The organism is Acidithiobacillus ferrooxidans ATCC 23270, assembly GCF_000021485.1.
Lineage (GTDB): Bacteria > Pseudomonadota > Gammaproteobacteria > Acidithiobacillales > Acidithiobacillaceae > Acidithiobacillus > Acidithiobacillus ferrooxidans.
In genome coordinates, this window is sequence record NC_011761.1 from 2302334 (window position 1) to 2322372 (window position 20039).

Here is a 20039-nt window from a genome sequence, read left to right on the forward strand (position 1 = left end):
GCCAAGGCCCATCGCCAATAGTATGGCGCAAACGCCATGCCCTGAAGCGTTACCGACATCCAAGCCCCTCGATCCGGCTTGGATGCGGTCTACTTCTTGCGTGCGTGAACATGCAGATCTTCCTCATCCTACCATATGTACTGGCGGAATTCGGATCTGCGCCAGCCTGGAGGGAAAACCCGTCGCGCCGTCTGGTCCTGCCGTCAGGGCCTATCCATTGGCTCCGCCGCGGCGCGGGTTTTCCAGGTCCACCAGGCTGCAGCTTGTTTTCCTGCTGGCCAGACAGTCGGCGTCGCCCGGGACATAATCAAAGGAACAGGATTTCTTTTGCAGATCCAGCCAGTCCTCCGGAGGGTATTTCCCCTCCGGGAGATTCGGCGGGAAATATACGCACATACCGCATAACACTTGTGCCTTGCTTGATTCGTCACTCATGCAGGGTCGCTCCTCGCCCTATTGGGCAAAAAAATAGATATCCATTCATCCCATCGTTGCGTCCGCCGGAAGCGGCATCATGCCGGCCAGGGACCATCCGCAGTGCGCCGTCATCGTCGTTCCTGGGGATAGGAAAAATCTCCTGTCCAGCCACTCTTCCGATAATCCAGCGTTACGGCGCGGGGAATGAACGGCGTCACGCGGCGGATGGGGAAGGTCAGCAGATCCGGCACTTCGGCATCGCCGATGGCGCAGACCTTGGTGCATACCGGGTGGAAATACAGGGTCAGGCGCGGATCCGTTCCGGGTACCGGAATGGCGTCGGCATGGGGGGCGGCGGGAAAGCGCACGCGCTTGCGGATCAGGCAGCTAAAAAGCAATTCCAGTTCCACGAGCAGCGGCGTGGGATGCATCGCCAAGGCGCGCTCCGCGCCGGCCGTCAGCCGCACCTGAATGGGGTGGCGCCGGGCGCCGTGCCCTCCCCCGGACTGATTTGCCGCGCCCTTCGTGTCCTCAAGGGCTGAGATCATGTTGTTTCCTCCGGGCGTTGGGAAGCTCTGGGAAAAGCGTATAGATACCATCCGATCTCAGGTATCCTGGAGCAGACCTTCCGCCTTCAGGGCCGATTGCACCGCAGGCCGCGTGGATACCCGCCCCTGATACGCCTGGAGCACCGGCCATTGCTCCACGTCAATGCCCACATGCCGTCCCCAGCCCAATACCGTAAAGAGATAGGCGTCGGCCACCGTGAAGCCCTCGCCCAGCAACCAATCCTTGCCCTCCAGCTGCCGGCTGACCGTGCTCAGGCGCCGCCCGAGTTGGGCAGCGACCACCGTCTTCCATTCCTTGGGCGCCTGCGGATGGAATAAGGGAGAAAAACCCTTGTGCAGTTCCGTAGAGATGAAATTGAGCCACTGCATGAGCCGGTAGCGCTCCAGCGTGCCCAAGGGCGGGGCGAGCTTCTTTTCGGGCACGCGGTCGGCCAGGTACTGAATGATGGCCGGCCCCTCGGTGAGCACCTGCCCGTCGTCGAGCAGCAGGGCGGGCACGTAGCCGTCGGGGTTGATGGCGGCATAGTCGGCACCGGTTTCCGTTTTCTTGCTGGCGAGGTCCACCCTTTCCCTGTCGAAGCTGAACCCGCCTTCGTTGAGGATGATATGGGGAGAGAGGGAACACGCACCGGGGCTGTAATACAATTTCATGGCAATTCATCTCCTGACCGAGCGATTGACGGCAAAAGTGCCGGGGTTGTTGTGCATGGCTTCAGACCAGCGCGGCTGGCGCTTGGATGAGATATTAATACCCCATACAGTTCGTCTTGTGAAGTATGCACTTTCTTGTTATATATATTCGCACAAAATAGTAAGTATATTTTTGGTAAGTATGAATAAAAAGGGGAATCCCCAGTCTTGCTCATGGAGGGAAGAGAGATGGCAGAAGAAGAGCCCTGCGCTGTGGATGTCACCCTCCGCGTCATTGGTGGAAGGTGGAAGGTGCTGATTCTTCAAGATTTATTCACGGGAACCCGGAGATTCTCGGAAATCCACAGAGCCGTTCACGGCATCACCCAGAAGATGCTCGCCCAGCAATTGCGGGAGATGGAGAGGCACGGCATCGTGAACCGGCTGGTATACGCCGAGGTGCCGCCCAAGGTCGAATATTCCCTTACCCCGCTGGGGAAGAGTCTTTGGCCCGTCCTCATGTCGATGCACAGGTGGGGGCTGGAGCAATTGGCGGCGACGGGGAACTCAGCGCCAGCCACCCGGGAAAGCGGGTCGCAAGCGGCGGAGCTTCCCGGACGTTGAGGAAGGCGGGAGCCCGCTTCGAAAAAAAGGGGATCTCCTGAAGGAAAACGCCCTCAAGGGATCGGTGACGAAGGGCATGACCTCCTAGATCTGCGGATGCCGCCGCCCTTGGGGCTGTTGCAGGCGGTTCAAGGCCGAGAGATAGGCCTTGGCGCTGGCGAGGACGATGTCCGTATCCGCCCCCTGACCATTGACGATGCGGCCATCCTGCTGCAAGCGCACCGTGACCTCCCCTTGGGCGTCGGTGCCGGTCGTGATGGCATTGACCGAATACAGCAATAACTGCACACCGCTTGCCACCACCGCTTCGATGGCCTTGAAGGCGGCATCTACCGGCCCTCCGCCCACGGCCGCGGCGGTCTTGGCCACGCCTTCCACCAGGACTTCCACCCGGGCTTCGGGATGGGTGCCCATCTCCGAGCAGACACGCAGGTAACCCAGGCGATAGCGTTCCGCCTGCTCCTCCTGCAGATCCTCGTTGACGAGGGCCTGCAGATCCTCATCGAAGATTTCCGCCTTGCGGTCGGCCAACTCCTTGAAGCGCGTGAAGACCGTGTCGAGGACATCCTTGTCCAGATGGATGCCCAAGGCCTCCAGGCGCGCCCGCACCGCCGCCCGGCCCGAGAGCTTGCCCAGGGTCATGCGGTTGGCCGCCCAGCCCACGTCCTCGGCGCGCATGATCTCGTAGGTTTCCCGGTGCTTGAGGACACCGTCCTGATGGATGCCCGACTCGTGGGCAAAGGCGTTGGCCCCGACAATGGCCTTGTTGGGCTGGATCGGGAAACCGGTGATGGTGGACACCAGCTTGCTGGTGGGCACGATCTGGGTGGCGTCGATGCGGGTGTCGCAGGAGAAGACATCGGCGCGGGTGCGCACCGCCATGACGATCTCCTCCAGGGCGGCATTGCCCGCCCGTTCGCCCAGACCGTTGATGGTGCACTCCACCTGGCGGGCGCCGTGGAGGACGGCCGACAAGGAGTTGGCCACGGCCAAGCCCAGATCGTTATGACAATGCACCGAAAAGATCGCCCGGTCAGCATTGGGCACGCGCCTGCGCAAATTGGCGACGAGCTGCCCAAAGCGGTCCGGAAGGTTGTAACCCACCGTGTCCGGGATATTGATGGTGCGCGCCCCGGCGTCGATCACCGCCTCGATGACCCGGCAGAGAAAATCCTCCTCCGACCGCCCGGCATCCTCCGGCGAAAACTCCACGTCGTCGCAATACTCCCGGGCGAGCTTCACGGCCGCCACCGCCCGTTCCAGGACCTCGTCGGGGGACATGCGCAATTTAGCCTGCATGTGTACCGGACTGGTGGCGATGAAGGTATGGATGCGCCCCGCCGCCGCCCCGGCGATGGCCTCCCCGGCGCGGCGGATGTCCTCGTCCCGGGCCCGGGCCAGAGCGCAGATACGGCTGTCCTTCACCGCAGCAGCAATCGCTTGCACTGCAACAAAATCGCCGTTGCTGGCGGCGGGGAAGCCCGCCTCGATGACGTCCACGCGCAAGCGCTCCAGGGCCTTGGCGATGCGCAGTTTCTCGTCGCGCGTCATGGCCGCGCCCGGCGATTGCTCGCCATCGCGCAAGGTGGTGTCGAAAATGATCAAATGTTCTTTAGCTGGACGCATGAATCACCCTTCCCGGATTGTCGGATGGATTGTACCGCGTCGGCGGGTTTTCACGAAGGGTACGCCGGCGTCCCTTATCCAGCGGTCTGGCGCTGCAACCAGCGGTACACCGTTCGCTCACAAACACCCAGCACATCTGCCACCTGGCGCCTGTTACCATGATAGCGACGCAACAATTCGTCGAGGTTGTCAGGGTGCAGTCCAGTCTTCCCCGGCCCAGGGAGCGACGGTCGCTCTGCTGTCGGCAGGGCTGCTTTGCGCGATACCGCCCAATCCAGATGCCGAGGCTGAATGACCGGGCCATCCGCCAGCGCCGCCGCCTTTTGCAGAATATTGCGCAACTCCCGCACGTTGCCCGGAAAATCGTAGGCACACAGACGAATCTCCGCCTCCTTGGACAAGCTCCAACCCCCGCCCCAGTTCCTGCCAATGCGATCCAGCAAAACTTTGGCGATACCCGCGATATCTTCGCGACGCTCACGCAACGGCGGCAAATCAATGGTAATGGCCGCCAAACGATAATAGAGATCTTCACGAAAGGCCCGCTGCGTCGCCATCTCCAGCAGGTTGCGATTGGTGGCGGCCACTACGCGCACGTCTGCATGCAGAGTTTCCGCTCCGCCCAGACGCCGAAAGCTACCCGTTTCCAGTACCCGCAGCAGCTTGGCCTGCATGGCAAGCGGTAGTTCACCGACCTCATCCAGAAACAGAGTGCCGCCATGGGCCATTTCATACAGCCCGCATTTGCGCCCGAGACAACCGGTGAAGGCTCCCCGCTCGTGGCCCAGTATCTCGCTTTCAAAAAGGGTCTCCGGCAAGGAAGCACAATCGACGGTGATGAAAGGACCACTCGCCCGCACCGAGAACTGATGCAGAGCGTTGGCGGCCAGCTCCTTACCCACCCCGCTCTCACCGGACAGCAGGATACTGGCATCCGTCCGCCCTGCCATTTCTAGATGATGCAGACAGCGCATAAAGGCGGGTGAGCGTCCTACCATACGCAACTCACCGCAGGTGATTTCCTCCTCCTGGCGCGGGAGACGGATGATTTCCTCCCCCAGATACGCATTACCGTCCTGATCCTTGATGGCATGGCCGCGAATCCGCACATGCTCGGCATGATTCTGGTGGTCATAATGAATGTGACGCACCTCATGCGCTTCTCCGGTGTTGAACACCGCCTGATGAGGACAATCTTCTCCACACATGTGACAAGGTACCGGGGAGTGATGGGAGATTTCATGGCAACACTTCCCGACCACCTCATCCGCACGCACGCCATAGGCATCCTGATAGGCGCGGTTGGCGGCTATAATCCGATAGTCCCGATTGATCAGCACCATGGGATTCTGCTGAATATTGAGGACACTGCCGACATCCAGCCCAATGGACATGTCATTCCGCCTGGCCGTGCCTTCCGATTTCCCAGATATGGTTCTTTTCCTGTGTTTTATCATATCCAAACCCTTCGGTGTTTCAGCTACGACCGTTCTATGATACGAATTCTTCTGGCCACCGGATGCAAGAATATTCTTATCACCTCTAAATAATTACTTTTGACGACAAGTTAGAATGTTATGTTTGACTTATTTGTCATGACTGGATTGTCATGACCTGTCATGGCCATGACATGGCATATCAGCCGTCAAAACCATGCAAACTGCAGTACCATAATATTCAGGGAATGTTATTTACCAGAAATAACAATGTGGTTAAATAACCTACCATACAATATCATGATCTGGCATGCTTTCTGCTTGCTGAGATTGTCCAGTCACAGAGTGAGGTTTTCATGTCGGGGTTATATATCATCTGTTTGAGCGGGGTGAGAGAGAAGTTGCAGTTTGCGGCGATGGCGGCGTCGGTTGCGGCGGTTTCGGGGTCGGAGGTGCATGTTTTCCTGTCCATGAATGCCTTTCCCTATTTTGTGAAAGGACACGGCAAGGAGGCTCCGGCGGAAGGTGAGATGGGGCATTGGATGGCCGGACGCAAGGTGCCGCCATTCTACCAGATCTTTGAGCAGGCCGTGGAGCTGGGCGATGCCAAAATCTGGGCCTGCTCCATGGCCATGGACGTGATGGGGATCAAGGCGGATGCGCTGGAAGACATCGTCGCCGGGCCTTTGGGCCTGACCAGGTTCCTCAGCGACGCCGAAGGCGCGCAGGTCCTGACTTTTTAAAATCGCCGCGCCGGCGCGGCGCGCGCAAGCATAGGAGTGGTAGATGAGTGAAAGAATCGTAGATGCCCGCGGCAGTTTTTGCCCCGGGCCGCTGATGGAGCTGATTTCCAGCATGAAGATGATGAGTGTCGGCGACACCCTGGAACTGTTGTCCACCGACGCCGGTTCCGCTGCGGATGTACCGGAGTGGATCCAAAAGGTCGGTCACGAAATGCTGGATACCCGACAGGATGATGCGGGCACCTGGCACATCCGGGTGCGCAAGACCAAGTAGCACGACGTCCAACCAGTACACAGACCAACAAGGAGTGACACCATGAGAATTCTCGTCGTCGGTGGGGGTATGGGGGGCACCATTTTCGCCAATCATCTGGCCCGCCGTATCCACCATGAAATGAAAACCGGCAAGGCGCGCATCACCATGCTCTCGGCCAGCCACGAACACGTCTATCAGCCCGGCTGGCTTTATGTGGCCATGGGCCGGACGACCCCGGATGAACTGGTCCGCGAACAGCAGGGCCTGCTGGAGCCCGGTATCGAGTTTCATGTCGATCCCGTGGAGGAGTTTCATCTGGCTGACAATCATGTCCAGTGCAAGAGCGGCAAGGTCCATGAGTATGATGTCATCGTCATTTCCACCGGCTCCCGTCCCATGCCAGAAAACATCCCCGGCCTCAAGGAGAACTCCATCAACTGTTATACCGCGGAGAATGCGGTGGAGTTCTTCCGGCAACTCTCGGACTTCAAGGGGGGGCGCATCGTCGTCACCGTCGGTCTGCCGCACAAGTGTCCGATGATCCCGCTGGAAATCACCTTCGCCATGCACGATTTCATTCAGGATCGTGGCCTGCTGGACAAGACCGAGTTCTACTACACCTATCCCATCGGTCGGGTGCACAGCCTGGAGAATGTGGCGAAGTGGGCGGCACCGGAATTCGACCGGATGGGCATCCAGTACGAGACCCTGTTCAACATGAAGGAAGTCGATGGCAAAAATGCCCAGGTTCTCAGTGAGGAGGGGGGTGCCGTCAAGTATGACCTGTTGGTGGCGGTGCCGCCGCACAAGGGTCAGGAAGTCATCGAGAAGAATGGCCTCGGGGAGAATGGCTGGATTCCTACCAACCGCACGTCCCTGCACATGGAAGGGGAATACGGCAAGAATGTCATCATCCTGGGGGATACCACCAACCTGCCGATCAGCAAGGCCGGCTCCACCACGCATTTCGAGGCAGAGGTTGCCGCCGAAAATGTCGCGGCGGTGATCAAGATCGGGCGGCCGGTACGCAGTTACGATGGCAAGGTCTTCTGCTTCATAGAAGCGGGCAAGGATCGCGCCACGTATGCCATGTTTGATTACCAGCATCCTCCGCAGCCCAAGGCCCCGACCGGTGCGGTCCATGCCTTCAAGATGGCCTACAACCAGCTCTATTGGGCCAGTGCCCGCGGCTTGCTCTAAGGGAGGTGATCTATGACGGCTGTTATGGCGGAAACCTCCCACGAGGAGGAGCTGGCCAAGGCCCGGGAGGCCCTGGGGCATCTGGTGGAAAACGGGGATCTGGAGCGTATCGTGCATCTGGCGCGTCTGGTCGGTGCCGCGCAGGATTCCATGAGCGACGAAATGGTCGGACGGATGGCGGGTCTGGCCAGCGACGGCCTCGACCTGCTGGACCGGGTCCATCGCAGTCAGGTCGTCCATGCCCTGCCCGCCATCTCCGCGCTGGTGGAGAATGGGGATCTGGAGCGTATCGTGCACCTGGCGCGTCTGGTCGGTGCCGCGCAGGATTCCATGAGCGACGAAATCGTGACGCGCTTGGCGGGCATGGCCAGCAAGGCCCTGTGCCTGCTCGACCAGGCTACCCGCACCGGCGTCATGGAGCGGATGGTGACGGTGGCGGAAAAGATGGATCAGGAGCATATCCTGACCGATTTCCTCCGCTGCCTGGCCGGGGCTACGGAAGAAGCGGCCCATGCCCCCCCTCCCAAAGGCGGCCTCACCGGACTCTGGGAACTGATAAAACAACCGGAAACCCAGCAAACCATCCAGTTCCTCATGCTCCTCGGCAAACACTTCCGATCCTGCCGACTCAAACACTGAGGCCCCACCGCAACCATTCATTTTTAAAAGTGTTCCACTCGCCCCGCTTGTAGCTCCCTGATCTTCCGGGAGCTTTTTTCTGTGGCCCCGTATGTCAGTAACTGTAAACCAGCCCCACCGTACCACGAATATCATTGATGGCCGCATTGCCGTTCAGATTGGGGCAAATCGGCGCTTTGGGCAGGATCGATCTTCTGGAGGAAGTCGAAAGCAGAAGGTATCCGCCAGCGCCACGGATTGTGCCAACGATAGTCAAGGCACGCGGGAGGCGAACGGTTGACGACCATGGACAATCAACGTTATAAGTTGGTTGTTCGTTCAAGAACTCGCCCAGCTTGAATCGCTCCATTTCTGACACGAACAACTTAATCACCAATCAAAATGCCAGGTTGTTGCATACGTTAATCATTAGCCGACAGCATGTTATTGAGATTATGAGACGGACCCACATAAAGAGTCATGATTGATGAAAGCTAATAATGAATAATATACATTGGGATAAGATTTACACCGAGAAAGCATCGACCACGGTGAGTTGGTACTGTGACCATGATGAGACATCGTTACAACTGCTGGATGAGATGGATTTGAGGCCACAGGACGCGATTATCGATGTCGGTGGTGGCGCATCCACATGGGTCGATGACCTGATTGGGCGCGGATTTTCCAGAATCTCCATACTTGATCTCTCCGCTGCCGCACTGGCTGTGACCCAACAACGTCTTGGGAAGTATCCGGGCACCGTGAAGTGGATCGTCGGGGATGTGCTGGAAACGCCCCTGCCGCAGGCAAACTTCTCTTTATGGCATGACCGCGCCGTTTTTCATTTTCTGACGGACAAAAAACAGCGCCAACGCTACGTTCAGGTATTGAGCGACGCCTTAAAGCCAGGTGGTCATGTCATCATATCCACCTTCGCAGAAGACGGTCCTACCCAATGCAGCGAACTTCCAGTGTGTCGTTATAGCCCTGAACAATTGCGTTCTGAGTTTGGGACATTATTTACGCTTATTTCCCATAATCACGTGATACACCGCACCCCGGCAGGGAAAAACCAGGCTTTTACGTATTGCCATTTTCAGATCATTTGAACTACCTGACCATGCCGCTGACCTTTGCAAGGGGGTCCATACCTTTTGAATGCAAATTGTCATATATATGACATGCCACCTTCATCGTACTGTCACATTTCGTCTGTATGCTTAGGGATTGTTGAAAGCGAACGGCAAGGAGACGACATGGCTACATCACTTGGCTACGGCGGCTACCGGGAGCCACTGTGTGGTAACTGCCCAGAGAATGGTCAGCAACAGTTCAACCAGACGATGACGGCCTTGGTACATAAAAATTATGCCCTGTGGACCGGGAATGCTGCCCGCATTTACAAGCAGTGAACACAAGACGATGCGGCGTTCTGCAGCTGATTTATGATATGGGTGCATAGTAAGAGGGAAAAACAATGTCTGCTGGAATCCAGTCCAACATGGCAGTTAATGCTCAGGATCATCTCCTGTACTGCAATCACCTGGGCAAATGCTTTGCCAATAAAGAAGTGCTTCGTGATATTCAGTTAACGGCAGAACCGGGCGATATTGTGGCCCTATTGGGACCCAATGGCGCGGGTAAATCAACATTGATGGGCTGCCTCATCGGTCTGCTGGAACCCAGCACAGGGCAGGCCCTGGTTTTTGGCAAACCCGCGACCGAACTTTCGGAAGAAGATCGATCCAGAATGGGGTATGTCCCGCAGAGTTTTCAAGGATTTTCTTGGTTGCGGGTGCAAGAATTGATCGAGTATCTGGGACAATTCTATCCCAAGGCTAGGCGCGCTCTGTCACCCACATTGCACGCGTGGGCTGACCTGGATCCCAAGACGCGCATCAAAAATCTCTCTGGCGGCCAGCGACAACGCCTGTCTATCCTGCTTGCGCTGCGCCATCAGCCGGACCTCCTCATTCTGGATGAACCGGTCGCCAGCCTCGATCCCGTTGGACGGCGTGACTTTCTCCAATTGCTGCGCGACTACCTTCGCGATCGACAAGCCACAGCGTTGATTTCATCCCATATTCTTTCAGATCTGGAACCGGTCGCCACGCAGACGGTGATCATGCTCAATGGCGCGATGCATGCGCAGCTGTCCATGGTTCAATTCCGGGAACAGACGCGCTGGATCCGGCGCGATGATGCTGAACCATGGTCTCGGCCGCTACCCGAGGGGCTGCAGGTACTGGCTACCGGCGGGGATCAGTACGCCGTGTTAGTTGCCAATTGGAATAGCGCTTGGGCATCCCGTCTCGCCAACCAGGAGTCATCGGAAATTGTGGTTACCGCTCCGGCAACCCTCGAATCTGCGTTCCTGGCTATGGTAGGTACCGCAGCATGAATAAGAATCCGAGCCTGCGCAGCTATATCGGCATGCCTCTGTTTCGCGATAACCCTTTGGCTGCCATTAGCGCGCTATTTCTCATCCCATTTGGGGTGCTGCTGGCACTTCCTGCCCATACTATCGATCCCCACCATCCCCAACATGCCTGGGCCCAGCATGGTTTCCGTTTCGTCCTGATTATGTTCTGTGTGTATCTGTATGGCGGACTATTGCTCCACTACTGGCGCCAAGTCACGGAGCCTCTGGCCGTGACCGTACCGGGATTCATTCGCCTGCATCGCCAGACGGCACGATGGCTTATTTTGGGTGCGAGTACGTTGCTCTTCCTAGCACTGCTGAGCTTCCATGCACCGTGGCCGGGAGCCTTGGTTTTGACGGGTCTTTTTACGCTCCTCGGTACCGGATTTGGCGGACTTCGCGTCCCCTGGAAGAAGCGGCGGTGGTTGCAATACGTCCTACTCGGATTGTTGCTGCTTTTTTATATACCGCTGCTGATCAGCGGATCACTCTACTGGGATATTGGCACACTACCGCCGCTCTGGGCGTTACCCATAACGGTGATTCTTTGGTCGTCGATCATGGCTACCCTGTTCTTCCGGCCCGAGCGGTTACGCTCCTTGGCTGAAACGCAGGAGACACGATTCGATGCGCAGACACACGATCAGCCTGCCAACACACGCTGGTCCGTCTCCCGGAATTGGCGGGCATTGGCCCGATGGACACCACAGACGTGGAGAAACCCGCTTGTTTTGTACCCCATGGGGGTTCCCAGCGTCCTTCTGATAGGGACGGCGGGGGTGCTGGTGACATTACTCACTTCGGTGATCGGCGAACAAATGACGCATCCCAACCTCTCTGCCGTTTTTATGCATCATGCCGCTATTCTGAGTGTGGGTATGGGCGGGACATTAACCGTTTTGCTCGTCAGTATGGCGAACGGTCATTGGATTCAGCAGGACGCAGACTGGCGAACGGTTTTCCTGACCGGGCTATGGGGAAGCAAAACACGATTCTGCCAGCAAGCCATGCGCCATCATGCACGTCAGAGCATTTTCCTGGCCGGAGTGCTTGCGCTGACGATACTCGTCCTATCGATTTCGCTTCTGTCGTTACAGATTCTACAGGGCATAGCGCTCATGGCATTTCTATTTACGACGACACTCTGGTTGAGCTACGCCTTTTTCTTCGCCTATATGTTCGGCTTGCGCATTGCTGCTCAAAAAAAGATCATCCAATCGCTGGTATTCGGATCATCCTACTTTCTGGTAAACCTCGGCCTGCTAGCGCTGCTGCAGTCGTCAACCGGTTTCATGCTTTGGTTCCTGGGACTTTGCATGCCCTTGTTACTGGTTATCTGGGTGTTTTTCACCCATCGACAGGCAGCTCGCAAAATGGGGCGGGAAGACTGGAAGCTTGATGCCACCGCTTAATGGCATTTGCATTTATTAACAAGAACTCGCGTAGGATCACCGCCAATACCATCTCGCACCCTGCTCTTCCATTGGCAACAGACAATCTGGACTCTGTTGGAATTAACGAGCTTCCGTCAGGAAAAGAGGACGGTTCGGCGGAGCAAGCAATGGATATCCAAGAGAACTGATAAAGGCTAATTACCCCCTCGGTGCCATTGTAATGCCAGTGGACCGAGATATTCCAGATATTTTAACACGAAAATGATAATTGTTCGCACTGAATACTAGCGTACGATTAGCTCCTTCCTGGTTCACGTATAATCTTGCGTTCTGCTGATCGATCGCAGAATAAGCGGATCGCGCCGGAGCACCAGGGTTCTCGAGCTTCTTCACCGTTACCAGCCGATCCTGGACACCGTCCTTGTGCACTATGCGTTCAAAGGCGCGAGGGTTGCGGTGCAGGATAGGATCCCTCTCGTTGTTTGCATCCCAAGATGGGACACCTTATACCGTCAGCGGATGGAACGCGCATGGCGTCGGTTGTTGACAAAGTCGGAGGTAGATGACTGCCATTTTCATGACGTATGCGCAAGCCCTGGCCGGCCATGCCCGCGGCGATATCACCGAGGCACATATCAGCGTCAGAAAAGCGGAGAGGATCCCCCGCTGAGCAGAATTGTAGAAAAATACGATGATTGTAGAAAAAGGAATCAGGACAAAACATCCTAACCCATTGAATTATTGGTCGGGGCGAGAGGATTTGAACCTCCGACCACCTGAACCCCATTCAGGTGCGCTACCAGGCTGCGCTACGCCCCGCAAGAGGTCGTAATGTACTGCGGAAACGCTGCTTGGGTCAATGCCTGCGACCGCATAAATCCAACAATTCCGATAACTCCTGGCGCAGGTAGTGCCAGCGTTTGCGGACCTCGATAACACTGATGGACGAGCCCACGACGTCCAGACTCAGTTGCAGCTGATTTTTATCCGGGGACTCGCGGTGCGGAAAGCGCGCCAGCCCCTGCAAACGCTCCCGCGCTCCGTGGATGGTGTACCCTTCTCCATAGAGAAGGGTACGAATCTGTCTCGCCAACAACAGATCGTGGCGCTGGTAATAACGCCGGTTACCCTTTCTTTTGAGTGGACTAAGCTGAGGAAACTCCTGTTCCCAGTAACGCAGCACATGTGCCTTCACCCCGCAGAGCAGGGCGGCCTCGCTGATGGAGAAATACCGTTTTTCCGGTATATCCGGGAGCGGAGCGAGGTCTTTGCTCGCCTTTTCCCTATGCGTTGTCTGGTTCGCTACCATTCACGTAGGCTTTGAGCTTCTGGCTCGGATGGAACGTCACCACACGCCGCGCCGTGATGGTAATCTCCACACCGGTCTTCGGGTTACGTCCGGGGCGGGGGTTCTTATCACGTAACGTAAAATTGCCAAATCCGGACAGCTTCACCTCTTCGCCTTTGGCCAGATTCTCACGGATACCGTCGAATAGGGCCTCAACGATACCTTTGGCTTCCCGCTTGTTCAGGCCCATACTCTCAAACAGCATGTCTACAATTTCAGCTTTGGTAACGGCCACATTATTCTCCTATGCCCTGAGTTCGATGGAACCGAGTTGCCGCACGGCAACCAGCAACCGGTCCATTTCTGCTTGTACCTCTGTATCCGTCAGCGTCCGCCCCACGTCCTGAAGGAGCAGTGCAAAAGCCAGACTGTACGTTCCCGCCACCAGGGAAGAACCCTGATAGCGATCAAAAATGGTGATGCTCCGCACAATACCCGATGCAGCGGCCCGCATGGTATCAAGTACCGTTCCTGCCAGTATGTCATTCGGGATAACCAACGCGATATCCCGCCGCAACGCCGGAAATGGCGACAGGGATGAAAACCTGGAAATGCTCGTCAGATTACCCAGCCACTCCACATCCAAGTAGAAGAAAAACGGTGACTTGTCAAGGTCATACTCTGCGACCAGGGTTGGATGAAGCGCACCGAGCACGCCCACCCGCCGATCTTCCACACAAATTTCTGCAGCCTGTCCCGGATGCAGGGCCGGGTAGGCGTCCAGCGGCCGGAAGCTAAAGTCCGTACCCGGCCAAAGCGCGAGCAAAGCACTCACGTCGCCTTTCAGATCATAGAAATCAACCGCGCGCAGGGGTTCCGCCCAGCTTTCCCGATCCGCTGTCCCGACTATACAGCCGCCCAGGACGAGGCGCTGTCCGTTGGCGGAAAATACGCGCCCCAGTTCAAAAATGCGTACTCGTTCCTGCTGCCGTTTCATGTTGAATTGAAGCACCTGCATCAAACCCGGCCAAAGACTGGCGCGCATGACAGCCAAATCTGCGGATAGTGGGTTGAGCAGCGCTGGCGCGTCGGCATCCGGCGTGAACAGATGTTGCGCCTGACGGGAGATAAAACTGTAGGTGATCACCTCATGATAATCACGCGCCTGCAAAACACTGCGTAAAGTGGCTGCCTGCGGTCCCCGCGTCATGGGCAGGGGTTGCAGGATGCCCTCAGGGCGGTGGGCGGGCAATCGCTCATAACCATAGATCCGTCCCACCTCTTCGATCAGATCCACCTCGATGCGCAGATCAAAGCGGTGACTCGGGGGAATCGCCTGCCAGCCATCGGGGACCCTGTTGACATGCAGCCCCAGACGAGTGAGCGCCGTTTCGACCACGTCATCCTCGTAATCCATTCCCAGGATGCGTGCCAGTCGGGCACGGCGCAAGGGGATCGGCCGATGCTCCGGCAACTGACCCAGAACGGTGCAGGATCGTTCTGTTCGCAAACGCGCCGTACCTAACGTGACGAAAAGCTGCAAGGTACGGGTGGCCATCACCGGCCCCAAGGTGAAATCGACGCCGCGTTCAAAGCGCATGGCAGCATCCGTCTGCAGGCCCAGGCGGCGTGCGCGCCCCTGGATAGCCCCGGGCTGGAAGAAAGCGGACTCCAGGACAATGGAACGCGTCTGTGCTGTCACCGCAGTGCGCCGCCCACCAATAATACCCGCCAAAGCCACCGGGCCCGCGTCGTCCGCAATCACCAACATATCGGATTCCAGCGGCAAGTCGCGGCCATCCAGAGCATCGAGAGTCTCCCCAATCTGCGCCCAGCGCACGGTGAGATTCCCTTGCAGAGCTTCTGCGTCAAAGGCATGTAGAGGCTGTCCCGTTTCGAGCATTTGCAGATTCAGTAGATCCACTACGGGATGGATACAACGCTGCCCTGCCCGACGCAGACGCTCACGCAAATAGTCCGGCAACCGTTCCGGAACACCCTCTATCCATAGGACGGTGTAGGAACGACAGGCGTTTTGCGCGTCTGCGGCAATATGCGGGGCAAAGCCTCCATTACCGGGAACCACTTCGCCCGGGCGCACGATCGCCCATGCCGGTTCCGGGATAGCCGCCGTGGGGAGGGACAACGCTTCCGCCCCGAGGGCAAACAAGTCCCTGGCGACGCCAGCGACGGACAGCGCATCGCCACGATTCGGAGTAATCCCCAGGGTCAGTATCTGGTCATCCAGACCGAGGTAAGCGCGCAGGTCGGCTCCCACCGGCGCATCCGCATCCAGAACCAGCAAACCGCTGCTGCCGTCATCGATCCCCAGCTCCGCAGCCGCACAAAGCATTCCTTCCGAGGATACCCCGCGCAGCACAGATGTGGCGATGCAGTGTTCTCCAGGGAGCAATGCACCGGGGAGGGCCAGAGGCACCCGCTGACCTGCTGCCAGGTTGTCCGCCCCACAGACAATCGTGCGTAGCCGTCCGTCCCCCGCATCCACCTCTGCCACCCGCAGCTTATCGGCCTGCGGATGGGGTGCCACGGATCGCACGGCGGCGACGACCACTCCGCGAAAAGACGGCGCGGCATCCTCAATCGCCTCCACCTCGATACCGCCCATGGTCAGACGCCGGGCGGTCTCCTCCGTATCCCAGGAAATTTGGAGCAATTCACGAAGCCACTGAACACTGACACGCATGGCGGGTCCTCAGGAAAACTGTTTGAGGAAGCGCAGATCGTTCTCGAAGAAGAGACGCAGATCATTCACCCCGTAACGCAGCATGGTGAGACGCTCGACACCCATCCCGAAGGCAAAGCCGCTGAAACGCTCGCCATCGACACCGGCACCGGCCAACACCGCCGGATGCACCATACCGCAGCCCAGCACCTCCAGCCAGCCGGTCTGCTTGCAGACCCGGCAGCCGGAACCGCCGCAGATGACGCAGCCGATATCAATTTCAGCGGAAGGCTCCGTGAAAGGAAAGTAAGAGGGACGGAAGCGTACCGGGAGATCCGGCTTTGCGAAAAACCCGTGAAGAAAATCGGAGAGCAAACCGCGCAAATCGGCGAAACTGGCCCGTTCGTCCAGCAGCAAGCCCTCCACCTGGTGGAACATCGGCGTATGGGTGATATCTGAGTCGCGCCGGTATACCCTGCCGGTGGCGATCATGCGCAGGGGCGGTTGATGGGATTCCAGAAACCGGATCTGAACTGTCGACGTCTGGGTGCGCAAAAGACGTGTTGCGTCCAGATAAAAGGTGTCATGCATCGCCCGTGCAGGGTGGTCTTCCGGAATATTGAGTGCGGCGAAGTTGTGATAATCGTCTTCGATTTCGGGGCCATCGCTGGTTTCAAAACCCAATCCGAAAAAATAATGCTCTATCCACTCCAGAGTCTGACGAATGGGATGCGCACTACCACACGCTTCCCGCCGTCCCGGCAGCGTCACATCCAGCCGTTCCTGCTGCAGACGTGCATGAATAGCCGCAGCTTCAAGCTCTGCCTTGCGTTCCTGCAAAAGCGACTGTATCTCGGACTTGCGCTCGTTGAGCAACTGCCCTGCTTCCCGCCGCGTTTCGGGCGACAACTGCCCGAGTTGCTGCATTGCCTCGGTAAGAACGCCCTTCCTACCGAGCCACCGCAGACGGATCTGTTCCAGGGTGTTCAGGTCGGAGGCCGCCGCGACTTCCCGGGCGGCCTCCGCGATGGAGGCCATGGATTGAAAAGACATCGCCACAGCCTCCGCCACCGTCAGGCTGCCAACTGGCCCTTGACCACCTCAACGAGACGGGAGAAGGCCGCCTTGTCACGTACGGCTATGTCGGCCAGCACCTTGCGGTCAAGCTGGATACCCGCGCGCAACAAGCCATTCATGAAACGGCTGTAGGTCACGCCCTCGGAACGTGCCGCGGCATTGATACGCACAATCCACAAACTGCGAAAATCGCGTTTCTTGGTCCGGCGATCACGATACTCATAGGTCAGAGCCTTCATCACCGCCTGATGGGCAATGCGATAATTGCTCTTGCGCTGGCCACGAAAGCCCTTGGCACGGGCCAGAACTTTCTTGTGCCGTGCATGGGCGGTTACGCCACGTTTTACTCTAGACATGGTATTGTTCCTTTATCATCAACCGTAGGGAAGCATGCGCCGCAATGCGGCCTGGTCGCTACCCGAAGTAACCAGCGTATGGCGCAGGTGGCGCTTCCGCTTGGTCGTTTTCTTGGTCAGGATGTGGTTCAAAAACGCCTGACGATGCTTGAATTTACCGGAACCGGTGCGCTTGAAACGCTTGGCCGCCCCACGATTGCTCTTCATTTTTGGCACGATTGTCTCCTATTTTTTCCGCGGCGCGACAATCATCACCATTTGTCGCCCTTCCATGCGTGGCCGTTGTTCAACCACACCCACTTCCGTTAAATCCCTTTCTACCCGATTGAGCAACTCCATACCCAATTCGGGATGCGACATTTCACGACCGCGAAAGCGCAACGTAATTTTCGCACGATCTCCATCTTCAATAAAACGCAAAATATTGCGCAACTTGATCTGGTAGTCGGCGTCATCCGTACGCGGGCGGAATTTAATTTCCTTCACCTGTGTCTGTTTCTGCCGGCGTTTTGCATCATGCTGGCGCTTACTTTCCTGAAAACGAAACTTTCCGTAGTCCATGATCCGGCATACGGGAGGATCGGCTTGCGGAGCGATCTCGACGAGATCCAGTTCAGCCTCTTCTGCAGCCGCGATGGCTTCCATAAAGGATAACACACCTAACTGTTCTCCCTCGACACCTATCAACCGGACCCGCGCTGCGGTAATTTCCCGATTGATATTCACTTCTTTCTCTGTCGCGATCGCCTTGTCCTCCTCGCTAGCCTTGCCACTCCAGGGTATTCACCCGCGCCTGGTCCATTTTCTGCAGGGTAGCGCCCACGGCGTCTATGGAAAGCGTGCCGAGATCCTGGCCATTTCGATCCCGCACCGCCACCGTACCCGCTTCTTTTTCCCGTTCCCCGACCACCAGCAGGTAGGGCACCCTACGCAAAGTATGGGCGCGTATCTTATAACCTATCTTCTCGTTTCTCAAGTCCGTTTCTGCCCGAATGCCGCGTTTCACCAATACGTCACTTACCGACTCGGCGTATTCCGAGTAATGCTCGCTGATAGGCAGCACCACGGCCTGTACCGGAGCGAGCCAGACTGGAAACTTGCCCTCATAGTGCTCGATGAGTACACCGAAGAAGCGTTCGATGGAACCGAAGATGGCGCGATGCACCATGATGGGCACCTTGCGCGCACCGTCTTCCGCCACATATTCCATGGCGAAGCGCTCCGGCAGATTGAAGTCGAGCTGCACGGTGCTGCATTGCCACTTACGACCGATGGCGTCCTGAATCTTCAGATCGATTTTAGGTCCGTAGAACGCGCCACCACCTGCATCCACCTGATATTCCAGGCCCGCACGCTCCAGGGCATTGCGCAGGGCCTGGGTGGCGGCATCCCAGATCTCGTCACTGCCCACCGAATGCCCGGGACGGGTGGACAGATTGATTTCATACTGGTCGAAGCCGAAGGTGCCGAGAATTTTTCGCACCAGTACCAGCACCGCACCGATTTCTGCCTCTATCTGGTCGGGTCGACAAAAGACGTGGGCATCATCCTGGGTAAAGCCCCGCACCCGCATCAGTCCGTGCAGGGCACCCGACATTTCGTGGCGGTAAACCGTACCCAGTTCCGCCCAGCGAATCGGCAGGTCCCGGTAGGAATGCAGCTTGTCCTTATAAATGAGAATATGGAATGGACAGTTCATGGGTTTGAGCTGGTAGGCCTGCCCCTCGTCCTGCATCGGGTCGAACATGGACTCACTGTAGAAATCCTTGTGCCCCGAGGTATACCACAGCTGCTCATGGGCAATATGCGGCGTATAGAGCAGATCGTAACCTGCCTCCACGTGGGCCTCCTTCCAAAAATCCTCGATGACGCGTCGCACGCGCGAGCCCATGGGATGCCAGAACACCAGGCCGCCACCGGCATCTTCCTGAATGGAGAAGAGCTCCAGTTCAGTGCCGATACGCCGGTGATCCCGCTTTTCGGCCTCCGCCAGTTGCTGGAGATAGGCGTCAAGGTCTTTCTGCTGCGCCCAGGCCGTGCCATAAATACGCTGCAACATGGGATTGCGGGAATCCCCGCGCCAATAGGCGCCCGCCACTCGCTGCAATTTGAATGCCCCGAGAACGCCAGTCGATGGCACATGGGGACCGCGGCACAGGTCCACGAAATCCCCCTGCCGATACAGGCTCAGTGGTTCACCTCGGGGAATGGCGCGGATAATTTCGACCTTGTAGTCTTCGCCCATCTTTTCAAACAGAGCGATGGCATCTTCGCGGGAGAGCATCTCGCGTTGCACCGGAAGATTTTCTTTGACCAGTGCGTGCATCCGCGCTTCGATCGCTTCCAGATCTTCTGGCGTGAAGCCACGCGGAAAAGCAAAGTCATAGTAGAAACCGTTATCGATGACCGGCCCGATGGTGACCTGAGCCTCCGGATAGAGGGACTGCACCGCCTGCGCCAGCAAATGCGCGGTGGAATGGCGGATCACCTCCAGACCATCTGCGCTGTCGCGGGTGACAATCGCCACTTCCGCATCCTGATCCAGCACCGCCGAAAGATCCTTGAGGATGCCGTCGACCCGCATGGCTACCGCCGCCCTAGCGAGGCCGCTGCCGATCGCTCGCGCCAGCGTCAGCCCGGTCACGGGCTCCGCAAACTGACGATGACTACCGTCCGGCAACTGGATATCTGGCATAG

At 57.6% G+C, this 20039-nt stretch carries 22 protein-coding genes and 1 tRNA gene; 9 read left to right on the forward strand and 14 right to left on the reverse strand.

Going from position 1 to position 20039, the window contains the following annotated elements; genetic code table 11:
• Nucleotides 1-210 precede the first annotated feature (210 nt).
• The 3 genes from AFE_RS11880 to gstA form a co-directional block, all read right to left on the reverse strand.
• Nucleotides 211-435: a hypothetical protein gene (locus tag AFE_RS11880; RefSeq protein ID WP_012537280.1), complete on the reverse strand. Its 225-nt coding sequence runs from the start codon at nucleotides 433-435 to the stop codon at nucleotides 211-213.
• A 110-nt stretch (nucleotides 436-545) separates the two neighbouring features.
• The gene (locus AFE_RS11885) at nucleotides 546-965 is read right to left on the reverse strand and encodes a hypothetical protein (RefSeq protein ID WP_012537281.1); all 420 of its coding nucleotides are present in this window, start codon (nucleotides 963-965) and stop codon (nucleotides 546-548) included.
• A 57-nt stretch (nucleotides 966-1022) separates the two neighbouring features.
• Nucleotides 1023-1637: a glutathione transferase GstA gene (gene gstA, locus AFE_RS11890; protein WP_012537282.1), complete on the reverse strand. Its 615-nt coding sequence runs from the start codon at nucleotides 1635-1637 to the stop codon at nucleotides 1023-1025.
• Nucleotides 1638-1865: 228 nt separating this feature from the next.
• On the opposite strand from gstA, the gene AFE_RS11895 reads away from it, so the two are divergent.
• On the forward strand, nucleotides 1866-2240 hold the full coding sequence (locus AFE_RS11895) for a winged helix-turn-helix transcriptional regulator (protein WP_009560939.1): 375 nt from the start codon (nucleotides 1866-1868) through the stop codon (nucleotides 2238-2240).
• Between the two features lie 84 nt (nucleotides 2241-2324).
• Here the strand turns inward: AFE_RS11895 and AFE_RS11900 are convergent, their stop codons facing one another.
• Entirely contained in the window at nucleotides 2325-3866 is a 1542-nt protein-coding gene (locus AFE_RS11900) for a 2-isopropylmalate synthase (RefSeq protein WP_009560940.1), read from the reverse strand.
• A gap of 74 nt (nucleotides 3867-3940) precedes the next feature.
• Nucleotides 3941-5260 carry a sigma-54 interaction domain-containing protein gene (locus AFE_RS11905; RefSeq protein WP_009560941.1) on the reverse strand — a complete coding sequence of 440 codons (1320 nt, stop codon included), beginning with the start codon at nucleotides 5258-5260 and terminating at the stop codon, nucleotides 3941-3943.
• Nucleotides 5261-5658: 398 nt separating this feature from the next.
• Between AFE_RS11905 and AFE_RS11910 the strand changes: the two genes are divergently transcribed.
• The 8 genes from AFE_RS11910 to AFE_RS11940 all read left to right on the forward strand — a co-directional run bounded on the left by AFE_RS11910 (nucleotide 5659) and on the right by AFE_RS11940 (nucleotide 11956).
• Entirely contained in the window at nucleotides 5659-6045 is a 387-nt protein-coding gene (locus AFE_RS11910) for a DsrE/DsrF/DrsH-like family protein (protein ID WP_012537283.1), read from the forward strand.
• 43 nt (nucleotides 6046-6088) lie between these two features.
• On the forward strand, nucleotides 6089-6319 hold the full coding sequence (locus tag AFE_RS11915) for a sulfurtransferase TusA family protein (RefSeq protein ID WP_009566820.1): 231 nt from the start codon (nucleotides 6089-6091) through the stop codon (nucleotides 6317-6319).
• Nucleotides 6320-6361: 42 nt separating this feature from the next.
• A complete protein-coding gene (locus tag AFE_RS11920; protein WP_009566821.1) occupies nucleotides 6362-7501 on the forward strand; it encodes an NAD(P)/FAD-dependent oxidoreductase in 1140 nt (379 codons plus the stop codon).
• Nucleotides 7502-7513: 12 nt separating this feature from the next.
• Nucleotides 7514-8140: a hypothetical protein gene (locus tag AFE_RS11925; protein WP_012537284.1), complete on the forward strand. Its 627-nt coding sequence runs from the start codon at nucleotides 7514-7516 to the stop codon at nucleotides 8138-8140.
• A 479-nt stretch (nucleotides 8141-8619) separates the two neighbouring features.
• The gene (locus tag AFE_RS11930) at nucleotides 8620-9231 is read left to right on the forward strand and encodes a class I SAM-dependent methyltransferase (protein ID WP_012537285.1); all 612 of its coding nucleotides are present in this window, start codon (nucleotides 8620-8622) and stop codon (nucleotides 9229-9231) included.
• Between the two features lie 147 nt (nucleotides 9232-9378).
• On the forward strand, nucleotides 9379-9534 hold the full coding sequence (locus AFE_RS16390) for a hypothetical protein (RefSeq protein ID WP_009568826.1): 156 nt from the start codon (nucleotides 9379-9381) through the stop codon (nucleotides 9532-9534).
• Between the two features lie 89 nt (nucleotides 9535-9623).
• The gene (locus tag AFE_RS11935) at nucleotides 9624-10523 is read left to right on the forward strand and encodes an ABC transporter ATP-binding protein (RefSeq protein ID WP_225487194.1); all 900 of its coding nucleotides are present in this window, start codon (nucleotides 9624-9626) and stop codon (nucleotides 10521-10523) included.
• On the forward strand, nucleotides 10520-11956 hold the full coding sequence (locus AFE_RS11940) for a hypothetical protein (RefSeq protein ID WP_012537287.1): 1437 nt from the start codon (nucleotides 10520-10522) through the stop codon (nucleotides 11954-11956). The genes AFE_RS11935 and AFE_RS11940 overlap by 4 nt, the downstream gene beginning before the upstream one ends.
• Before the next feature lie 724 nt (nucleotides 11957-12680).
• On the opposite strand, the gene AFE_RS11945 is transcribed toward AFE_RS11940, so the two are convergent.
• The 9 genes from AFE_RS11945 to thrS all read right to left on the reverse strand — a co-directional run bounded on the left by AFE_RS11945 (nucleotide 12681) and on the right by thrS (nucleotide 20037).
• A tRNA-Pro gene (locus tag AFE_RS11945) sits at nucleotides 12681-12757 on the reverse strand.
• 37 nt (nucleotides 12758-12794) lie between these two features.
• On the reverse strand, nucleotides 12795-13247 hold the full coding sequence (locus AFE_RS11950; protein WP_009567032.1) for a MerR family transcriptional regulator: 453 nt from the start codon (nucleotides 13245-13247) through the stop codon (nucleotides 12795-12797).
• Nucleotides 13222-13521: an integration host factor subunit alpha gene (locus AFE_RS16215; protein WP_012537288.1), complete on the reverse strand. Its 300-nt coding sequence runs from the start codon at nucleotides 13519-13521 to the stop codon at nucleotides 13222-13224. Before AFE_RS16215 ends, AFE_RS11950 begins: the two co-directional genes overlap by 26 nt.
• A gap of 9 nt (nucleotides 13522-13530) precedes the next feature.
• Nucleotides 13531-15930, reverse strand: a complete 2400-nt coding sequence (gene pheT, locus AFE_RS11960) for a phenylalanine--tRNA ligase subunit beta (protein WP_012537289.1) — start codon at nucleotides 15928-15930, stop codon at nucleotides 13531-13533.
• A 9-nt stretch (nucleotides 15931-15939) separates the two neighbouring features.
• Nucleotides 15940-16962 carry a phenylalanine--tRNA ligase subunit alpha gene (gene pheS / locus AFE_RS11965; protein ID WP_012537290.1) on the reverse strand — a complete coding sequence of 341 codons (1023 nt, stop codon included), beginning with the start codon at nucleotides 16960-16962 and terminating at the stop codon, nucleotides 15940-15942.
• Nucleotides 16963-16982: 20 nt separating this feature from the next.
• Complete coding sequence (gene rplT / locus AFE_RS11970) at nucleotides 16983-17342, reverse strand: 50S ribosomal protein L20 (RefSeq protein WP_012537291.1); 360 nt, start codon at nucleotides 17340-17342, stop codon at nucleotides 16983-16985.
• 18 nt (nucleotides 17343-17360) lie between these two features.
• Complete coding sequence (rpmI, locus tag AFE_RS11975; protein WP_012537292.1) at nucleotides 17361-17558, reverse strand: 50S ribosomal protein L35; 198 nt, start codon at nucleotides 17556-17558, stop codon at nucleotides 17361-17363.
• A gap of 9 nt (nucleotides 17559-17567) precedes the next feature.
• The gene (gene infC / locus AFE_RS11980; RefSeq protein WP_012537293.1) at nucleotides 17568-18068 is read right to left on the reverse strand and encodes a translation initiation factor IF-3; all 501 of its coding nucleotides are present in this window, start codon (nucleotides 18066-18068) and stop codon (nucleotides 17568-17570) included.
• Nucleotides 18069-18102: 34 nt separating this feature from the next.
• On the reverse strand, nucleotides 18103-20037 hold the full coding sequence (gene thrS / locus AFE_RS11985; protein ID WP_012537294.1) for a threonine--tRNA ligase: 1935 nt from the start codon (nucleotides 20035-20037) through the stop codon (nucleotides 18103-18105).
• Nucleotides 20038-20039 lie beyond the last annotated feature (2 nt).